This is a genomic window from Kitasatospora sp. NPDC114501 (assembly GCF_055633695.1).
Genome location: NZ_JBVKDS010000029.1, coordinates 34,189 through 52,279 on the forward strand (window position 1 = coordinate 34,189; position 18,091 = coordinate 52,279).

At 74.1% G+C, this 18,091-nt stretch carries 12 protein-coding genes; 3 read left to right on the forward strand and 9 right to left on the reverse strand.

All coding sequences use genetic code 11. From position 1 onward, the window contains the following. Positions 1–10: 10 nt before the first annotated feature. Both ACZ7RU_RS35900 and ACZ7RU_RS35905 read left to right on the forward strand, forming a co-directional pair. Positions 11–790, forward strand: coding sequence for a thioesterase II family protein (locus tag ACZ7RU_RS35900; RefSeq protein ID WP_470345201.1), 780 nt, complete (start codon positions 11–13; stop codon positions 788–790). Next, complete coding sequence (locus ACZ7RU_RS35905) at positions 787–2,493, forward strand: fatty acyl-AMP ligase (RefSeq protein ID WP_470345202.1); 1,707 nt, start codon at positions 787–789, stop codon at positions 2,491–2,493. Before ACZ7RU_RS35900 ends, ACZ7RU_RS35905 begins: the two co-directional genes overlap by 4 nt. A gap of 70 nt (positions 2,494–2,563) precedes the next feature. Here the strand turns inward: ACZ7RU_RS35905 and sbnA are convergent, their stop codons facing one another. The 9 genes from sbnA to ACZ7RU_RS35950 form a co-directional block, all read right to left on the reverse strand. Continuing rightward, positions 2,564–3,535, reverse strand: a complete 972-nt coding sequence (gene sbnA / locus ACZ7RU_RS35910) for a 2,3-diaminopropionate biosynthesis protein SbnA (protein ID WP_470345203.1) — start codon at positions 3,533–3,535, stop codon at positions 2,564–2,566. Between the two features lie 11 nt (positions 3,536–3,546). After that, a complete protein-coding gene (locus ACZ7RU_RS35915) occupies positions 3,547–3,819 on the reverse strand; it encodes an acyl carrier protein (RefSeq protein WP_470345204.1) in 273 nt (90 codons plus the stop codon). A 23-nt stretch (positions 3,820–3,842) separates the two neighbouring features. Further along, complete coding sequence (locus ACZ7RU_RS35920) at positions 3,843–5,534, reverse strand: acyl-CoA dehydrogenase (protein WP_470345205.1); 1,692 nt, start codon at positions 5,532–5,534, stop codon at positions 3,843–3,845. Beyond that, positions 5,527–7,257 carry an acyl-CoA dehydrogenase family protein gene (locus ACZ7RU_RS35925; protein WP_470345206.1) on the reverse strand — a complete coding sequence of 577 codons (1,731 nt, stop codon included), beginning with the start codon at positions 7,255–7,257 and terminating at the stop codon, positions 5,527–5,529. Before ACZ7RU_RS35925 ends, ACZ7RU_RS35920 begins: the two co-directional genes overlap by 8 nt. Then, positions 7,250–13,111: an amino acid adenylation domain-containing protein gene (locus tag ACZ7RU_RS35930; protein WP_470345207.1), complete on the reverse strand. Its 5,862-nt coding sequence runs from the start codon at positions 13,109–13,111 to the stop codon at positions 7,250–7,252. Before ACZ7RU_RS35930 ends, ACZ7RU_RS35925 begins: the two co-directional genes overlap by 8 nt. After that, positions 13,108–13,614 (reverse strand): DUF3291 domain-containing protein, encoded by a 507-nt coding sequence (locus ACZ7RU_RS35935; protein ID WP_470345208.1) that lies wholly within the window; start codon positions 13,612–13,614, stop codon positions 13,108–13,110. Before ACZ7RU_RS35935 ends, ACZ7RU_RS35930 begins: the two co-directional genes overlap by 4 nt. A 62-nt stretch (positions 13,615–13,676) precedes the next feature. Continuing rightward, a complete protein-coding gene (locus tag ACZ7RU_RS35940) occupies positions 13,677–15,023 on the reverse strand; it encodes a cation:proton antiporter (protein ID WP_470345209.1) in 1,347 nt (448 codons plus the stop codon). Beyond that, positions 15,020–15,553: a flavin reductase family protein gene (locus ACZ7RU_RS35945; protein ID WP_470345210.1), complete on the reverse strand. Its 534-nt coding sequence runs from the start codon at positions 15,551–15,553 to the stop codon at positions 15,020–15,022. Before ACZ7RU_RS35945 ends, ACZ7RU_RS35940 begins: the two co-directional genes overlap by 4 nt. Then, complete coding sequence (locus tag ACZ7RU_RS35950; RefSeq protein ID WP_470345211.1) at positions 15,550–17,127, reverse strand: tryptophan halogenase family protein; 1,578 nt, start codon at positions 17,125–17,127, stop codon at positions 15,550–15,552. Before ACZ7RU_RS35950 ends, ACZ7RU_RS35945 begins: the two co-directional genes overlap by 4 nt. 299 nt (positions 17,128–17,426) lie before the next feature. Between ACZ7RU_RS35950 and ACZ7RU_RS35955 the strand changes: the two genes are divergently transcribed. Next, complete coding sequence (locus ACZ7RU_RS35955; protein ID WP_470345212.1) at positions 17,427–18,059, forward strand: hypothetical protein; 633 nt, start codon at positions 17,427–17,429, stop codon at positions 18,057–18,059. Positions 18,060–18,091: the final 32 nt, after the last annotated feature.

An 18,091-nucleotide genomic window follows, 5' to 3' on the forward strand; every position in this document is an offset into this window, starting at 1 on the left:
CCGGGGCGAGTTGAGAGCCTTTCCGCAGGCCGCGCGGTCGTCCTGGCTGCGCGGCTTCGTCCCGCACACCACCGCGGCGCGAGCCCGGCTCGTCTGCTTCCCGCACGCCGGCGGGACGGCCGGCTCCTTCCGGGAGCTGGCCGTGCTGCTCGCGCCCGGGATCGAGGTGCTGGCGATCCAGTACCCGGGCCGGCAGGACCGCTTGGCGGACCCGTTCGTCCCCGACCTGGAGGAGCTCGCCGACATCCTCGCCGAGGTCCTCGCCCCCGACCTGGGCCGGCCCACCGCCTTCCTCGGGCACAGCCTGGGCGCGACCATCGCCTACGAGGTGGCCCGCCGGCTGCGGCCCCGGTACCCCTCGCCGCTCACCGCGCTCTTCGCCTCGGCCCGCAAGGCCCCCGACCGGATCACGCGGACGGGCCTGGACTTCAGCGACGAGGAGATCCGGCGGTACGTCGACGGGCTCGGCGGCACCGGCAGTGAACTGCTGCGCGACCCCGAGCTGTGGGAGCTCTCGGCGCCGATCCTGCGCAACGACTTCCTGATGAGCGAGCGCTACCGCTTCGCCCCGGGGCCGCCGGTGGCCTGTCCGATCACCGCCCTCGTCGGCGACGCGGACGAGGCCTTCACCGAGCAGGACGCGGCGCAGTGGTCGCGGCACACGCTCGGACCCTTCGCCGTGCACACCTTCGAGGGCGGCCACTTCTACTTCGAGCAGAATCCCGAGCCCCTGGCGCAGGTCCTGGCCCAGGCCCTGCGGCAGTGGACGGACCAAGGGAGCAAGTCATGACCGTCGACCTCACGGGGTACCGGAACGTCCCCGAAGCCCTCGCCGACCGCGTCCGGCTGCGGCCGGAGAAGCCGGCCCTGATCGTCTCGCAGGACGGCGGACCGGACGGAGAGGAGGTGTACAGCTACGCCGAACTGCTCGCCAGGACCGAGCGTTCGGCGCGCTGGCTGGCCGGCCGGCTGGAGCCCGGCAGCCGCGTCGTCCTCGCGCTGCCCAGCGGCGTGGGCTTCGTCGAGTCCTACTTCGGCTGCCTGTCCGCCGGGATGGTCGCCGTTCCGGTGCCGCCGCCCGGCGGCTCGGCGCAGGGACGGGCGCGGATCGAGCAGATCGTCCGGGACTGCGGGCCCGCCCTCGTCCTCACCGAGGAGGGCGACGTCCAGGGCCTGGCCGAGACGGTCGCGCAGGCCGGCATCGAGGGCTGCGCCGTGACGACCCCCGCCGCCGCGCAGGCCGCGACCGGGCAGCGGGCCGCGCTGCCGGAGCCCGGACGGGACACCCTCGGGGTGCTCCAGTACAGCTCGGGCTCCACCGGCGAGCCCAAGGGCGTGATGGTCGGCCAGGGCAACATCCTCGCCAACGCCGAGGCGTTCTGCCGAGCCAACGACGCCGACGAGGACGACGTCTTCGGCGGCTGGATTCCGCTGCACCACGACATGGGCCTGTTCGTGATGCTCAGCGCCGCGGTGCTGGCCGGGGCCACGATGGTGCTGATGCCGCCGGCGGGCTTCGTCAAGCGGCCGGCCAACTGGCTGCGGCTGATCGACCGGCACCGGATCAGCGTCAGCGCGGCGCCCAGCTTCGCCTTCGGGCTCTGCGTCCGGCTGGTCCCGCAGGACCGGACGGACGACTTCGACCTGTCCAGCCTGCGGTGCGTCATCAACGGCTCCGAGCCCATCCACGTGCCCACGCTGCGCGCCTTCACCGAGCGCTTCGCCGCCGCGGGCTTCGCCCCGGAGGCCATGGCGCCCGGCTACGGCCTCGCCGAGGCGACCGTCTACGTCTCGACCAAGCCGCCGCGGCGGCTCCCCACGCTGGTCACCACCGACGACGGCCGGGAGCTCGCCGGCTGCGGCCTGCCGTTCGGCTTCGAGCTGCGGATCGTCGACCCGGTGACCCGCCTGGCCTGCCCGCCGGGCGGGACCGGCGAGATCTGGGTGCGCGGCGAGAGCGTCGGACAGGGTTACTGGAACCGGCCCGAGGCCAGCGAGGAGATCTTCCGGGCCGTCCTGGCGGACTCCGCCGACGACGCCGGGTGGCTGCGCACCGGTGACCTCGGCGGCGTGCTGGAGGGCGAGCTGGTGATCACCGGCCGGCTCAAGGAGGTGATGGTGATCCGCGGCCGCAACGTCTTCCCGCAGGACGTCGAGCACGGGGCGCGCGCCGCCCACCCGCTGCTGGACGGCTTCGTCGGCGCGGCCTTCGCGGTGCAGGCCCCCGAGGAGCGGGTGGTGCTGGTGCACGAGATCAACCCCAAGGCCGAGCCGGAGGAGTTCCCCGCCATGGTCTCGGCGGTGCGCAAGCAGCTGACCGGGGTGCTGGGCTCCCCGCTGCGCGACGTGGTGCTGCTGCGCCGCGGTGCCGTCCGCCGGACGACCAGCGGGAAGATCCAGCGCGGCACGATGCGCTCGCTGTTCCTGGAGGGCGACCTCGATCCGGTCTACGCCGACCTGTCCCCGGAGGTGCGCGGACTGCTGCCGGCCTGAGGCCGGTCCTCGACGCGATGACGACGAAGGCGCGGTTCCCCGGGGAACGGGAACCGCGCCTTCGTCGTGCTCAGCCGAGCCCGGGTGGATCCGGGATCTCGCCGAGGTTCTGGGCCACCCAGGCGTCGTCGTAGACGGTGTCCAGGTAGCGTTCGCCGCTGTCCGGGAAGAACAGCACGCTGGTCGAGTGGTCCGGCAGCTTCGGGGCGAGCCGCTCGTAGGCCGCCACCACCGCGCCCGAGGAGGCGCCGGCGAGCACGCCGGTGCGCGCCACCGTACGGCGGCAGGCCGCCACGCACTCGAGGTCGGTGACCCGCATCCCCTCGTCGACCAGCGAGAGGTCCACCAGGGCCGAGCGCACCCCGGCGCCGTGGCCGGGCAGCAGCCGGCGCCCGGGCTGCCCGCCCAGGATGACGCTGCCGGCCGCGTCCACCGCGATCACCTTGGTGGACATGCCGCTCTGCTGGATGTACTGGGCGCAGCCGCGCAGCGTGCCGAAGGTGCTGACCGCGGCGAACAGGTAGTCCACCTCGTGGTCGAGCTGCTCGGCGATCTCCCGCATGGTGCGCTCGTGCGCGCGCGGGTTGAGCGGATTGCCGTACTGGTTGGGCCAGTAGACGTGCGGGTCGGAGGCGACCAGCTCCCGCACCCGGCGCAGCCGGGCGGCGAGGAACTCGCCGGTCTCCGGGTCGGGCCGGTCGACCATCTCGACCCGCCCGCCGTACGCCTCGATCAGCGCGAGGTTGCTGCGTGCCGTACGGATGTCGGCGACGCAGACGAACCGCATGCCGTAGTAGCGGCACAGCTGGGCCAGGCCCACGCCGAGGTTGCCCGAGCTGGACTCGACGACGGTGGTCTTCGCCGGATCCAGCTCACCGGAGCGGATCCGGGCGGAGAGCATCTCCAGCGCGGTGCGGTCCTTGATGCTGCCGCCGGGGTTGAACCATTCGAGCTTGGCGAACACGCGCGAACGGGAGTCCGGTACCAGGCCGTCCAGCTCCACCAGGGGAGTGCCGCCGATGGTCTCCGTGATTCCCTGCATGACCGGGGCGGTCATTCCTGGCCGCCACCGTTCACGAGGTGCTCGGCGAGCGCCGTGACGGTCTCGAAGTCCCACAACAGGGTGGGGTCGGCCGACACGCCGAACTCGTCCTCGATGTCCGCGGAGAGCGAGAACGCGTAGACCGAGTCGAGGCCGTAGTCGGCGAGCGGGACGTCGGCGGCGATGTCCCCGGGCGGCAGCTGCACGTAGTAGGCGACCCGGCCGATGAGCCAGGAGGTCGTCTCCTGGAGGGACTTCGGCGAGTTGAGCGAGCTGGTTGTCATGGTTCTTCCTAGGTGTCCGGGGGTCACTGGCGCCCCGTCAGATCGAGTGGGCGTCCGGCCTGGTGCAGGCCGGCCGTCTGCCGGAACAGGGCCTCTTCGAGTTCGGTGCGGTCCTCGGCGCTGATCGGCCGGCGGCCCGGGATGCGGGCGGCCAGGCGGTCGAGGGCCGCCGAGACCCACAGGTCGTCGCCGAGGCCCGAACCCGCGTCGCCGTCCGCGTGCCGCCATACGCCCAGGCAGGCGGCCGCGGCGAGGACGACGGTGTAGCGGTGCGCGGCCTCGAACGCGGCGGGTGAGGCGTCGAGTGTGGTGTCCCGCGGCGAGAGGCCCGTGAACTGGTCGCGGAGCCGGGCGAGTTCGTCGCGGAAGTACGCGGCGAAGCGGGTGGGCAGGCCGCCGCCGGGCTGTCCGGCGACGGCGGCGAGGGTCGCCGCGGCGGTGTCGGCCCGGGGGATGCCGAGCCCGGGCGTGGTGAAGTCCATCGGCGGCAGCGGCGCGCCGGGGCGGAACAGCCCGGCCTCGCCCGGTGCGGCGTCGGCGCCGAGCCAGCAGCGCTGCGCCAGCCGGGGGAGCAGCGGCAGCAGGCCGGTCAGACAGGCGCTGCGCGAGGCGTGCATGAACGCGATCGGGGTGAGGTCGCGGGCGAGCTTCTGGAAGATCGCCGCGGGCCCCTCGCGCAGGTACGACTGCGCGCCGAGGACCATCCGCAGCGACTCGACGACGTCCTTGAGCAGCTGGGGAACCAGGTACTTGACCGCCGGTGCGAGCAGCGGGGCCTGCCCCGGCAGGAGGTGCAGGGCCCGTACCGCGACCGCGCACAGCGCGTCGGCCGCCAGCAGGTCGGCGGCGGCGCGCGCGATCGAGGCCCGCACGTACGGCAGCGCCACGATGGACGACCCGTACAGCCGGCGCTCCTCGGCCGCGTCGAGTGTGACGTGCAGGCAGCTCTCCGCGGCGGCGAGGAACATCGCCGGCAGCGTGGTGCGGGTCACCTGGAAGCTGCGCAGGCCCAGTTCGAGGCCCTGGCCGGGGGTACCGAGCAGCGCGTCGGCCGGGACGGGGTAGTCGAGGAACTCGGCGCCGCCCAGGTGCACGCCGCGCAGACCGCTGCTGGGGTAGCGCGGCCCGGGGCGCAGCCGCGCCGAGGCGTGGTCCAGCTCGGGGAGCAGGAACAGGCTGTGGCTGCGGCTGCCCGGACGCTCCGAGGTGCGGGCGAAGACCACCATGCCGTCGGAGGCGCCGAGGTTGGTGACGACGTCCTTGCGTCCGCGCAGCTGCCAGCCGTCGGGGACGGCGGTGGCGCGGAAGGCGGCGCCGGTGAGGTCGTTGCCGTGTTCGAGTTCGTTGTAGACGATGGCGAAGCGCTTGTTCGCGGTGAGCGCGTCCGCCATGGCGCGCCGCTGCGGCTCGTCGCCGGCCGCCCACACGTGCACGGCGGCCAGGTAGGAACTGCCGGCATAGCCGACGCCGAGGCAGGGGTCGCGCCGCCAGAGCACCCGGGCGGCCGCGACGAGGTGCTCCAGGGAGTCGAGCCGGCCGCCGAGCGCGGTCGGGACGAGCTCCTGGTTGAACCGGAAACCGTCCAGGACCTCGGTGGCCGCGGCGAGTTGTTCCTCGCGCGCGTCGGCGGCGAGCAGCGCTCGGAAGCCGGTCGGGTTGGTCTCCTGCCACGGGTCGCCGAGCAGGTCTTCGAGGGCGGACACGCGGTCAGCCATGGGAACCCTCCGAGTGCCGTACGAAACCGAAGGCCGAGATCGGGCCGGGCCGATCCACCGCCCGCAGGAGCCAGTCGACCAGCCGGCCGTCCAGCTCCTCGTGCCAGGCCGGAGCGAACCGCGGTGCGTCGCCGCAGAGTTCCGGATCGAGCCGGTGGACGACCTCGCGCAGCACCCCGGTGAGCCACAGCTCTCCTGCCCAGGGCCTCGCTTCCCGGGCGGCGGCGTGGTTCGCCGTCCAGAGGTGGAGGGCGGCCGCGGCGGCGAAGCAGAGTTCGTACTGCTGGGCCAGATCGTGGGCGTACATCGCGGGCTGACGGTTCGGGCGGACGTCGGCCATGGCCGCGCAGACCCGGTCCGTGGCGTCCACCGTGTGCCGGGCGAGTGCCGACAGCTCGGCGTTCCGGGCGGCGTCCACCGCGGGCAGGGTGGTCCGGGCGGATGCCACCACGCTGCACCCGCGTCGGCTCGCCGCGCGCAGCTGTCCCCACGGTACGGGGGCGAGCGGCGCTGTGAGCCCGGCCGTCGCCGCCAGGCCGTCCAGGTCGGCGGTGCCGGCGGCGTGCCCGGCGGCGATCACCGCGAACTGGTTGATCAGCGCGTGTCGGTTGACCGGGGTGCTGCCGTCGAAGATGGCGAGCACGGCGTGGTCCCGGGCGAGCTTCTGGAAGGCGCCGTGCTCGTAGAGCCCGGTGAGCAGCGAGCGGGCGCCGAGGAAGTCGCCGAGCCGGCCGAGCACGTCGTCGGCCAGCGTCGGGGCGAGCGCCTTGAGCACGGCGGACACCACGCTCATCTCGCCGGTGAGGGCGTGCGCCGCCCGGCAGCCGACCGTCCCGGCGGCCTCGATGGTCAGCAGGGTGGCGGCGCCGCGGGCGAGCAGCGATCGGACGAAGGGCCGCTCGACCAGCGGCCGCCCCTGGATCCGGTGCTCCACGGCGAACCGGGTGGCCAGCCGCAGGGCGTGCTCGGTCGCGCCGACCGAGAGCGCGCCGCACATCGTCCGGGTGAGCTGGAGGGCCTTGAGGACGGTCTCCGCGCCGCCGCCCGGCGCGCCGATCAGCGCGGACCCGCCGACGTGTGCGCCGTCGAAGCGGATCCCGCTGATGTCGGCGCCCCGGATGCCCAGGGTGTCGACCTTCGGCAGCGGCGTCGCCGAACCGGCGGCCAACTCGGCCTTGTCCACCAGGAAGAGGCCGAAGCCGCGGCCGCCGCCGCGTTCGTCGGTGCGGGCCAGGACGGACAGCAGCCGGCCCCGGGTGGCGTTGTTGATCGGCCACTTGGTGCCGTCGAGGCGCCAGCCGCCCTCCTCGCGGACGGCGGTCAGCTCACCGGCGAGCAGGTCGGCGCCGTGGCCGGGCTCGGTCAGCGCCCAGCCGACCCGCGCGCCGCCGAGAACCGCCCCGGCCAGGCCACGGGCCTGCTCGGGCGAGCCCGCGATCCACACGCAGATCGAGCCGAGGTACGTCTTGGCGTGCGCCACGGCGACCGACAGGTCGTTGCGGCTCATCGCCCGCCAGAGCTCGAACAGGTCCTGGTGGCTCTCCAGCCGGCCGCCGTGCTCGCGCGGCACGTAGTGGGCGGACAACCCCAGCCCGTCCAGGCCGGCCAGCTGCGTCAGCGGGTAGCCGGACGTGCGGTCGAGCTCGGCGAGCACCGGCGCGGCCTCGCCGAGGAGAGCGTCGATCTCCGCGGCGAGGGCGGTCGCGTCCTGCGGTTCAGTCATCGGATCCGACCACGTTTCCATAGCCGCCCCACTGGGCGAGATCGACGAAGCCGTACGCCGTCGGCAGGTGGTCCAGCGAGTCGACGGACCGCTCCGGGTCGGCCGCCAGGCCCTCCAGGACGCGGACCACCCGGTCCAGCACGTCCTGGGCCTCGTCCGTGCCGTAGACGTCGGGCCGGTAGCCGAGCCACAGGCGCAGCCGGGCCCCCGGGATGACCACCAGGCGCAGCGGGAAGTGCGTCCCGTCGTGTCCGTCCAGCGCGGTCAGCCGGACGTCGCTCAGCTGGGAGTCCAGGGCCTGCGGGTCCAGCGGGTAGTTCAGGCAGACCATGGTCGTGTCGAACAGGGTCCGGCCGGAGGCCGCGCGCTGGATCTCGGCGAGGCCGAGGAACTGGTGGTCGAGCAGCTCGGTCTGCTCGCGCTGGAGCCGGGTGAGCATGTCGACGGCGGGCTCGGCCGGATCCATCCGGACCCGGACCGGCACCGTGTTGGTGAACATGCCGACGGCGCGCGCGATCCCGGGCAGCTCGGGCGGGCGCCCGGACACCGAGGTGCCGAAGACGACGTCCTCGGCGCCGACGATCCCGCCGAGCACCACCGCCCACGCGCCCTGGGTGAGGGTGTTGACGGTGAGACCGCGGGTGCGGGCGAGCTCGGTCAGCTCCGCGGTCAGCTCGGCCGACAGCTCGGTGCGCAGCTGGCCGTGGCGGACGGTGCTGAGGCCGGCGGCCTGCGGGGCGACGAGGGTGGGTTCGGCCGACCCGGCCAGGGCCGAGGACCAGGCCCGTGCCGCCGCCTCCCGGTCCCGTCCGGCCAGCCAGCCGAGGTACCCGGCCGGCGAGCTCTCGCGGGCGGCCTCCGGGTTCTCCCTGCCCTCGTACAGCGCGAACAGGTCGGTGAGCAGCACCGGGGTCGACCAGCCGTCCCACAGCAGGTGGTGGTTGAGCAGGTGGACCCGGTGGTGGTCGGCGTCGAGCCGGGCCACCACCAGCCGCAGCAACGGCGGGTCGGCGATGTCGAAGCGCACCCGCTCCAGCTCCGCGTCCAGCTCGGCGAGGGCCGCCGCGCGGCCCGCCTCGTCGTGCCCGGAGAGGTCCACCAGCCGCCAGCCCGGCACGGCCGAGGCGCGGACGACCTGGAGCGGCTCGGTGCCGTCCAGGCAGTCGAAGGCGACCCGTAGCGCCGGGTGCCGCTCGACCAGCCGCTCGGCGGCCCGGCGCAGGCGGGGCGCGTCGAGCGGGCCTTCGAGGTCGAGCGTCAGCCGGGCGACGTACGCGTCCTCACCGTCCTCGTCCAGCAGGGTCTGGGTGAGCAGCCCCTGCTGGAGCGGCGTCAGCGGCCAGATGTCGGTGAGGTCGGGCCGTTCGCGCTCCAGCCGGTCCAGGCGGGCGGCGTCCAGCGGGGCCAGCGGGAAGTCCGAGGGGGTGCGACCGCCGAAGTCCGGGTCCTCGGCGGCGGCCGCGAGGCGGCCCAGTGAGGCCAGCCAGGCGTCGGCCAGGGCGCGGACGTCCTCCTCGCCGAACAGCTCCTCGGGCCAGGAGAACACCGTTCGCAGCCGGAGGCCGTCCGCGTCCTCGTAGGCGATCGAGTTGACCTCGATCTCGTGGACGAACGGCATCGCGGGATCGGCGCCCGAGCCCGGGGTCCGACGGTCCGGTTCGAGGCTCCACGGCCCGCCCGCGGCCATGGCGAAGCGGCCGAGGTAGTTGAAGCCGATCCGGGGGGTCGGGGCGTCGGGGAAGGCGCCCGCCAGGTACTTGGCGGGGCCGAAGCCGGTTCCCCGGGCGGGGAGCGCGCGCAGCTGCTCCTTCACCCGCTTGAGCGCTTGGGCGAGGTCCGCGCCGGGGCCCGGGGCGAGCCGGACCGGGTGGATCGCGGTGAACCAGCCGACGGTGCGCGAGAGGTCGGTCGAGGGCGGCAGCTGCTCCCGGCCGTGGCCCTCCAGGTCGATCAGGACCTCGTTGCCGGACGGACCGCCGCGCAGTTCCCGCCAGCCGCCGAGGGCGAGCGAGAACGCGGTCAGCAGGACGTCCTCGGGCCCGGCGCGGAAGGCCGCCGGGATGCCCACCAGCAGTCGGCGGGTGGTGTCGGCGGGCAGCTCGACGTGCAGGTGCCGGGCGCGGCCGGCCAGGTCGACCGCCGGGTCCAGGGGGCGCTCGGCGATCCGCGGATCGGGCGTGCGCAGCACCTCGCGCCAGTGGTCGGCCTCCCGCGCGCTGTCCGCGGCGGCTGTGTTCACCCGGTGCGCCCAGTCCCGCAGCGAGGTGCGGACCGGGGGCAGTTCGGGTCGGCGGCCGGCCGCGACCGCCTCCCAGGCGGACGCGAGGTCGGCGAGCAGGACGCGCCAGGACACCCCGTCGACCACCAGGTGGTGGGCCATCAGCAGCAGGCTGCCGTCCCGCTCGCGGCCGGCGTCGAACCAGACCGCCCGCAGCATCCGGCCCTGCCAGGGGGCGAGCAGCTCGCGGGCGCGTACCGTCTCCTCGTCCAGAGCCTGCGGCGTCGCCGGGCCGTCGACCGTGGTCAGGCAGTCGGTGACGTCGTACCGGCCGGGCCGGTGGACCTCCAGATGGGGCGTGCCGCCGTCGCCGTGGACCAGGACCGCCCGCAGGGCGTCGTGCCGGTCCACCACGGCCTGCAGCGCGGCGCGCAGCGAGGCCGGGTCGGCCTCCCGCGGCACCCGCACCACCACGGACTGGTTGAAGCCGGAAACCCCGTGCTTCCACCCGGTCACCTCGCCGAACCAGGCGAAGGCCGGCGTCGTCGGGACGGGCCCGTACGGCTCGGCGACCGGCTCGGCCGGGGCCTCCTCGGCCTGGGCGACCGCGGCGAGTTCGCGCGGGGTCCGGTGGCGGAACACGTCAGCGGGGGAGAGGCCGACCCCGGCCTCCCTGGCCAGCGAGACGACCTGGAGGGCCAGGATGGAGTCCCCGCCGTGGTCGAAGAAGGACTCGTCCACGCCGAACCGCGGCACGCCCAGCACCGTGGCGAAGGCCGCGCACAGCGCTGCCTCGGCCTCGGTGGCCGGCTCCGCGTCCGCCGCCTCGGGCCGCGCGAAGTCGGGCTCGGGCAGCGCGGCGCGGTCCACCTTGCCGTTCGGGGTGAGCGGGAAGGCGTCCAGGACCACGATCGCGGCCGGGACCATGAAGTCGGGCAGCGAACGGGCCGCGCGGCGGCGCAGGGCCGCCGAGTCCACGATGGCACCGTGCTCGGGCACCACGTAGGCGTGCAGCCTGGTCCCGCCGGCGGCGGCGACCACCAGCGCGTTGGCGACGGACTCGTCACGGGCGAGGACGGACTCGATCTCGCCCGGCTCGATCCGGAAGCCGCGGAGCTTGATCTGGGCGTCGGCGCGGCCGAGGTACTCCAGGGTGCCGTCCGCGCGGCGGCGGGCCAGGTCCCCGGTGCGGTACATCCGGGCGCCGTCCGGGCCGAACGGGCAGGGCAGGAACTTCTCCGCCGTCGCCGCCGGGCGGTCCAGGTAGCCGCGGGCCAGGCCGACCCCCGCCACGTACAGCTCGCCCGGCACCCAGGCGGGCACCGGCTGCAGTTCGTCGTCGAGTACGAAGACCCGGGCGTTCTGGACGGGCGTGCCGATCGACGGCTTCACCCGGCCGGCCAGCGGCGCGCTGCAGGAGGCCGTCACCGTCGCCTCGGTCGGGCCGTAGGCGTTGAACATCCGGCGCCCGGCCGACCAGCGCTCGGCCACCTCGGGCGCGCAGTCCGCGCCGCCGACGACCAGCACCCGCAGCTCGGGCAGCGGGGCGTCGGGCAGCGTCGCCACGACCACCGGCGGCAGCGCGGCGTGGGTGATCCGCTGCTCGCGCAGGAAGTCGTACAGGTAGGTCCCGGAGAGCGTGCGGCCCACCGGGGCCAGGACCAGGCAGGCGCCGGAGGCCAGCGCGGGCCAGATGTCGGCCACCGCGGCGTCGAAGCTGGGGGAGACGAACTGCAGGGCCCGGCTGCCGCGTTCGAAGCCGAACCGGGCGATGTGGTCGTCGACCAGGTTCGACAGGCCGGCGTGCGAGACCACCACGCCCTTGGGCCGGCCGGTCGATCCGGAGGTGTAGATGACGTACGCCGGGTGCTCGGCCAGCAGGCCGTGCCCGGCCGCGCCGCCGCCGTGCCCGGTCACCGCGCCGGTGCGGTCGACGACGCAGGCCGGCCGGGAGTCGGCGATCAGCAGCTCCCGGCGCTGTTCCGGGTACTCCGGGTCCACCGGGACGTACGCGGCGCCGGTCTTCAGGACGGCGAGCATCGCCACCACCAGCTCCACCGAGCGCGGCAGCGTGATCGCGACCCGGTCCTCGGGACCGACCCCGCGCGCGGTCAGATCGGCGGCCAACTCCTCGGCCCGCCGGTCGAGCTGCGCGTAGGTCAGGGTCTCCGACTCGGAGACCAGCGCGAGGTCGTCGGGGTGCGCGGCGGCCCGCTCGGCGACGGTCCGCGCGACGAAGCGGATGCCCGGCTCCCGCGCGGTGTCGTTCCACTCCGCGAGGACGACCCGCCGCTCCTGCCCGGAGAGCAGCGGCAGCAGGCCGAGTGCCAGGTCCGGCCGGGCCGCGGCGGCCTCGACGAAGCGCAGGAAGCGGTCGCGGTGTGCCCGCACCTCCTCCTCGGTGAAGTAGTTCGGGTTGGCGTCGCAGGCGACCGGGGCGCCGTCCGCGGTCGGGCTCCCGATCCCGAAGGTCAGGTCGGCCGCGGGCCCCGCCGACAGGCTGTGCACCGTCACCGGGAGACCGGCCCACGCGGTGGCGGGCAGCGCGGGCAGGAAGTTGACCATCGCGCCGACCAGGCCGAACTCGTCCCCGGTCAGGCCGAGCGCGCGGGTGAGGTCCTCGTGCCGGAACCGCTGGTGCCGCAGCGCGGCGGCGAACTCCTCGCCCACCGGGGCCAGCAGGTCGGCCAGGCTCGCCCCGGCCGGCACGGTGATCCGCAGCGGCACCGTGTTGCTGGCCATGCCCGGGGTGCGCCGCTCGGCCGGGGAGGTCCGGCCCGCCACCGGCAGTCCCAGCACGACCTCCTCACGGGCGGTCATCCGGGCCAGGTAGGCCGCGGTGACCGCGGTGACCACCACGGGCCAGCCGGAGCGCTGCTCGCGCGCCAGGTCGCGCAGTGCGCGGACCACCGGCGCGGTGAACTCGCCGGTGCAGCTGACCCGTTGGGGGAAGGCGTCGGCGCCGGCCGGCGGGGTGGTACGGACGGCGAGCCGGCTCGGCAGCGGCTGGTCGGCGAAGTGCCCGGTCCAGTACGCGGCATCCCGCGCGTACTGCTCGGATTGGCGGTAGGCCGCGTCCGCCTCGGCCAGCGCCGGGAACGGCCCGAAGCGCCCCTCGCCGGGGGTCTCCCCGGCGGCGAGCGCCGAATACAGTTCGCCGAGCCGACCGAAGACCATCGAGTACGTGGTCGCGTCGGCCGCGCTGTGGTGGTACCGCTGGTAGAAGAAGTGCAGGTCGGCGGCCAGACGCAGCAGCGCGGCGCAGGACAGCGGGCCCTGGTCGAGGTCGGTGGGCCGACGCAGGTCCGCCCGCATCCACTCGGCCGCGGCCGCCCTGGGGTCGGCGGCCGCGGTGAGGTCCACCAGGGCGAAGCCGTCCGCCCCCTCGGCCGTGGAGCTCACCCAGGTGCCGTCCGGCGCGACGGCGCGCAGCCGCAGCACCCCGCACTCCTCGCTCAGTCGCCGCCACGCCCGCCCGAGCACGGCCTCGTCGACCGGCCCGCCGATCTCGGCGTAGCCCGCGATGACGAAGCGGCGCCCGGTGGCGTCGAGGCGCTGTGCGGCCCAGACACCGAGCTGGGCGGCCGAGAGGCGCTGCGCGCCGCCTTCGGCGACCCGCTCACTCCGCTCGCTCATGCGCCCGCCTCGACCTCGACCGTGAGCCCCTCGGCGGGGTTCTCCGGCTGCGGCGGGAAGACCTTGCGGAAGGTGAAGGCGTGCGGCGTCGGCCCGTGCTCGCGCAGGTGCAGCAGCCGGGCGTGCGCCTCCTCCACGGTCGGCACGGTCCAGGCCGGGACCCACCAGAGCGTCTGGAAGGCCTCCGGCATGGCGACGAAGAACTCCTTGCGGCGCCGCATGAAGGCCGCGTGGTCCCCCTGGTAGACGAAGTCGCGCAGATCGTCCAGGGTCTCCCAGACGGAGAGGTTGACGACGGCCCGCGGGTCGTCCGGCCACACCGCGTCCACCACCCGGCGCCCGTCCGAGGACCCGCCGAACAGCCGCCACACGTAGCCCTTGCTGAACTGGGCCTGGCGGTTGATCGGATCGAAGTTCTCGACGAAGTCACGGAACCCGGGCGAGTCGACGGGGACCGCGGGCAGGCCGATGTTGACCTGGGCGATATGGAATTCGGCAGGCATGGGGACTCCACTTTCGGACGGGGGCGTCGGCGGTCACGCTCGCCGGCGCCCCGGTAGGCGACTCAGGGCACGCGGTGTTCGGCGGACCGGCCGGGGGCCGCGCCGACGAGATCGGTGTGGGCCGGCGGTTCCGCGGCGAGCGGGTGGCCGGGCTTCCGGACCCTGCCGACCAGCAGGGTCAGCAGCGGCCCGGTGGCGACGGTGGTCAGCAGCGCCATCACCACGAGGACGGTGTAGTGCGAGGCGTCCACCAGCCCCATCTGCTTGCCGGCGGTGAGCACGATCAGCTCGGTCAGGCCGCGGGTGTTCATGAGGGCGCCGAGGATGGCGGCCTGACGGTTCGGGATACCGGTGAGCCGGGCCCCGAGGAAGGTGCCGCCGAACTTCCCGAGGATCGCGACCGCGACCACCACGAGCGCCATGGCCCACTCGGCCGGGCTCAGCGCGGCGAGGTTCACCTGCCAGCCGGCCACGATGAAGAAGATCGGCATCAGCAGCTTGGCGCCGATCGGCTCGATCTCGCGCCGCAGCCGGGCCGCCCAGCCGCTCGGCCCCTCGGGGTCGATGACGCCGGGCACGGTCTCGCCCCGGCCGTCCGACTTCGCCCGCTGCTCGCTGCCGGCGATGGCCATGCCGAACAGGAACGCCCCGAAGATGAAGTCGAGGCCCATCCACTGAGTGGCCGCGCAGGAGGCCAGCAGCCCCACCGCGACCATGACCAGGTCGACGCCGCCGAACCGGGCCGCGCCGCCGCGCACCGCCCGGCGGAACAGCGGCCGGACGACGAAGGCCAGCACGGCCAGGAAGACCGGCAGCAGGAGCAGCCGGGTGGGCGTCTTCCCCGCCACGGTGAGGGTGTCCAGGCCCAGCAGGAGCCAGATCGCCACGTCGCACACCGCCGCGCTGGTCACCGAGAGCCGGCCGACCGGCGTCTGCAGCAGTCGGCGGTCCTCCAGCACCCGGACCAGTACCGGGAAGGCGGTCACCGAGAGCGACACGCCGACGAAGAGGACGTACCCGGCGTCCGAGACGACCGGTCCGCCCGGCTCCCACACCAGCCCGAGCCCGCACCCGAGGGCCAGCGGGACCAGTACGGCCCCGGCGGTGACCCCGATGATGTTGCGGTTCGAGCCGCGGGTGACGCCGGGCTCGAACTCCAGCCCGACGACGAACATCATCAGGGCCACGCCCAGGTCCGCGAAGCCGCTGAGCAGGCCGCGGACCTCGGTCGGGAACAGGGCCGAGGCCAGCGCCCCGTGCGCCACCGTCGGCCCGAGCAGCACACCGGCCACGATCTCGCCCACCACCGCGGGCTGCCCGAGGCGCCGCGCGATCGCGCCGGCGACCAGCGCGATCACCGCGATGGTCGTCAGCGAGGTGAACATGGTGATCAGCAGGTCGTTGTTCATTCCTCTTCCAAGGGCCACGGCGCGAACATCCCTCTGCCGTAGAGCAGCGGCGCCTCGTCGAACAGGGTGACCGCCTCGACCTGGCCGAACAGCACGGCGTGGGTGCCGACCACCTGGACGTCGACCAGCTCGCACTCGGCCACCGCCAGCGCGTCGTCGACGAGCCACGGCAGAGCGCTGTGCTGGGTGCGCTGCCAGCGCACCCGGGCGAAGCGGTCCACGTTGCGGGTGGCGAAGAGCCGGGCCGTGGCGGCCGCGCGGGCGTGCAGCAGGTTCACCGCGAACGCGCCGCGGCGGGCGGCGACGGCCATGGTCACGCTGCTGGTGTCCAGGCAGACCAGCAGGGTCGGCGGGGACAGCGTCACGCTCGTCATGGACGAGCAGGTCAGTCCCTGCGGCTCGCCGTCCTCCAGCGCGGAGGTGATCACGGTGACACCGGTCGGGAAGTTGCTCATCAGCGACCGGTACTCGTCCACGAACAGCTGGGAGACGGTCGCGCCGGCGGAACCGGCGCGATCGGGCGCGGTCACCGGGTCGGCGAGGAGCCGGCCGACGAGTCCTGATGCTCGTGCAGACTGGTCAGGTACTCGCGGGTGCTGGGCAGCGCCTTGACCAGCTCGGCCGCCTCGGCCTGCAGCAGCTCGAACTCGGCGAGGGCGTTGGCCGGGTCGATGTGCGAGAGCGCGGGACGCGCCCGCTCCGGCCCGGCGCCCAGACCCATCAGCATCGTGACCCAGGAGTAGTCCTCGAAGCCGTGGTAGTGCGGGTAGATGGTGGCCGGGTCGAGCACGGTCGAACGGGCCAGCTCCAGGCGGCGGGCCAGGCCCTCCGGGATCTCCCGGGTCTTGGTCGCCTTCCAGTACGGGGTGTCCTCGCGGGCCGCCGCGCGGTAGTGCAGGACCAGGAACTCCTTGACGCCGTCGAGCACGTGGGCGACCCGCTCGTTGTAGGCGTCGCGCAGGGTCGGGTCCCAGTGCTCGTCCGGGAAGTGGCGCACCAGCTGCTCGATGGCGTGCTGGATGAAGAAGATGCCGGTGGACTCCAGCGGCTCGACGAAGGCGCTGGACAGGCCGACGGCGACGCAGTTGTTCACCCAGGAGCGCTCGTTGCGGCCGATCCGCATCCGGATGTGGTTGGCCTCCAGGCCCTCCGCGGCCGGGCCGACGAAGTCGCGCAGGGTCTGCTCGGCCTCCTCCGGGGTGCAGAACTCGTCCGAGTAGACGTAGCCCGTGCCGTCCCGGTTGTAGAGCGGGATGGTCCAGATCCAGCCGGAGTCCATCGCGGTCGCCGTGGTGTACGGGCGCATGCCGTCCTGGGCGGTGTTGCGCGGCACCCGCAGCGCGACGGCGCGGTTGTTCGGCAGCACGTCCTGGAAGGAGACGAACGGCTCCTCCAGCGCCCCGTTGATCAGCAGGCCGCGGAAGCCGGTGCTGTCCACGAACAGGTCGGCGGCGAGGTCGCCGGAGTTCCGGGTCTTGACGTGGGTGATCCAGCCGCGGTCGTCCTGGGCGACCTCGACCACGTCGTCGACGACGTGCTTGACCCCGCGGGCGGTGGACCAGTCGCGCAGGTAGCGGGCCAGCAGCGCCGCGTCGAAGTGGTAGGCGTACGGGAACTGGGCCCGCTGCTCGGCCAGCGTGGAGCGGCCCAGCGAGCTGTCCAGCTCCGAGGCGAACAGGCCGCCGCCGAGCATGCGCGGGGAGCGCTCCGCCTCGCACAGGTGCGGGGTCAGGTAGCAGGCCTCGTCGAAGCGCTTGGACTTGTCGCCCTCCTGGAGCCACCAGTCGGCGAGGCTGAAGCCGTCGGCGACGCGCAGCCGCTCGAAGGGGTGGTAGAAGTGCGTGTCGTCGCCGCGCCAGTTCTCGAAGCGGATGGCGAGCTTGTAGGAACCGGAGACGGCCGGCATCCAGTCCTGCTCGTCCAGGCCGAGGAAGTCGAAGAAGTGCCGGACCGTGCTGAACGTGGCCTCACCGACGCCGATCGTCTCCACCCGGTCCGACTCGACCAGGGTCACGTCCACCTTGTCGCCGAACGCGGCCTTGAGGTACGACGCGCTCATCCAGCCGGACGTGCCGCCTCCGACGATTAGGACCGACTGAACCATCCCGTGCCTCCTTGGGTACGTGGAGCGGTCCGACCACCGAACCGTCCCGACCACCCTGATGACCGCGGCTATAGCTCACCCATCAGCGACCATGCGCTGCACTCCACGGGCCGCCCGCCCCGCCCTTAGGGGTGCGCCCCTGACGCCGCCCCTGAGCCGGGGCGGCGGCCACCCCGAGCCGTCTGGGTGGCGGACTCGCCCTTGCCGTCGATCCTCTGACGGCACATCGACAGGAGGATCGTCGTGTCCCGCGCCTCCCCCGCGCGTCCCCAGTGATCCCGCCGGAAGGAATCCCGCCCATGGAGACCAGCGCAGCCCCCGCCCCCGGCACGCCCGCCGTCGGCCTGACAGGCCGCCCGGTCCTCCTGGTCCGGGCCGCCGCGCCGGTGCTGCTCGGCGCGTACGGCCTGATCCGGCTGCTGCCGGGGGCGCGCCAGCCCGGCGCCGGCTGGACCGTCGGGCATCTGTGCCTGCTCGGTTCGCTGCTGGCCTTCGGCGTGGTCTTCGGCGACCTGCGCCGGGTGCTCGCCGAGCGCGGCCGGCTGGCGGCGCCGCTCTGGTACGCCCTCGCGCTGACCGGGACGGCCGCCTCGGTGGGCCAGGTGCTGATCGACCTGTACAGCGGCCTCGCCACCGGCACCCGGGCCGAACAGGACCGGTTCTTCGCCGAGGTGCAGAGCCACCCGGGCGTGCTGCCGGTCTTCTACCAGGTGCTCCCCGTCCTCTTCCATCTGAGCCTGCTGGCGATGGTGGCCGTCCTGACGTTCCGCCGGCGGCTGCCGTACTGGAGCCCTGTGGCCGTTCTTGGCGGCCTGGTCGTGTCGGCCGCCGCGCTCGACCTGATGACGTTCGGCGTGACGCTCTACGCCCTCGCCCTGCTCCCGCTGCACCGTCAGCTGGGATATGGACGGGTTATGGAAGACCGTTCGTAGGCTCTGGTCCGTCGGGCTGGGGGCTCCACCCG

Coding starts and splice junctions, on each gene's coding strand:
- ACZ7RU_RS35905 (WP_470345202.1), top strand. CDS start 787: ATGACCGTCGACCTCACGGGGTACCGGAACGTCCCCGAAGCCCTCGCC.
- sbnA (WP_470345203.1), bottom strand. CDS start 3,535: ATGCAGGGAATCACGGAGACCATCGGCGGCACTCCCCTGGTGGAGCTG.
- ACZ7RU_RS35915 (WP_470345204.1), bottom strand. CDS start 3,819: ATGACAACCAGCTCGCTCAACTCGCCGAAGTCCCTCCAGGAGACGACC.
- ACZ7RU_RS35920 (WP_470345205.1), bottom strand. CDS start 5,534: ATGGCTGACCGCGTGTCCGCCCTCGAAGACCTGCTCGGCGACCCGTGG.
- ACZ7RU_RS35925 (WP_470345206.1), bottom strand. CDS start 7,257: ATGACTGAACCGCAGGACGCGACCGCCCTCGCCGCGGAGATCGACGCT.
- ACZ7RU_RS35930 (WP_470345207.1), bottom strand. CDS start 13,111: ATGAGCGAGCGGAGTGAGCGGGTCGCCGAAGGCGGCGCGCAGCGCCTC.
- ACZ7RU_RS35935 (WP_470345208.1), bottom strand. CDS start 13,614: ATGCCTGCCGAATTCCATATCGCCCAGGTCAACATCGGCCTGCCCGCG.
- ACZ7RU_RS35940 (WP_470345209.1), bottom strand. CDS start 15,023: ATGAACAACGACCTGCTGATCACCATGTTCACCTCGCTGACGACCATC.
- ACZ7RU_RS35950 (WP_470345211.1), bottom strand. CDS start 17,127: ATGGTTCAGTCGGTCCTAATCGTCGGAGGCGGCACGTCCGGCTGGATG.
- ACZ7RU_RS35955 (WP_470345212.1), top strand. CDS start 17,427: ATGGAGACCAGCGCAGCCCCCGCCCCCGGCACGCCCGCCGTCGGCCTG.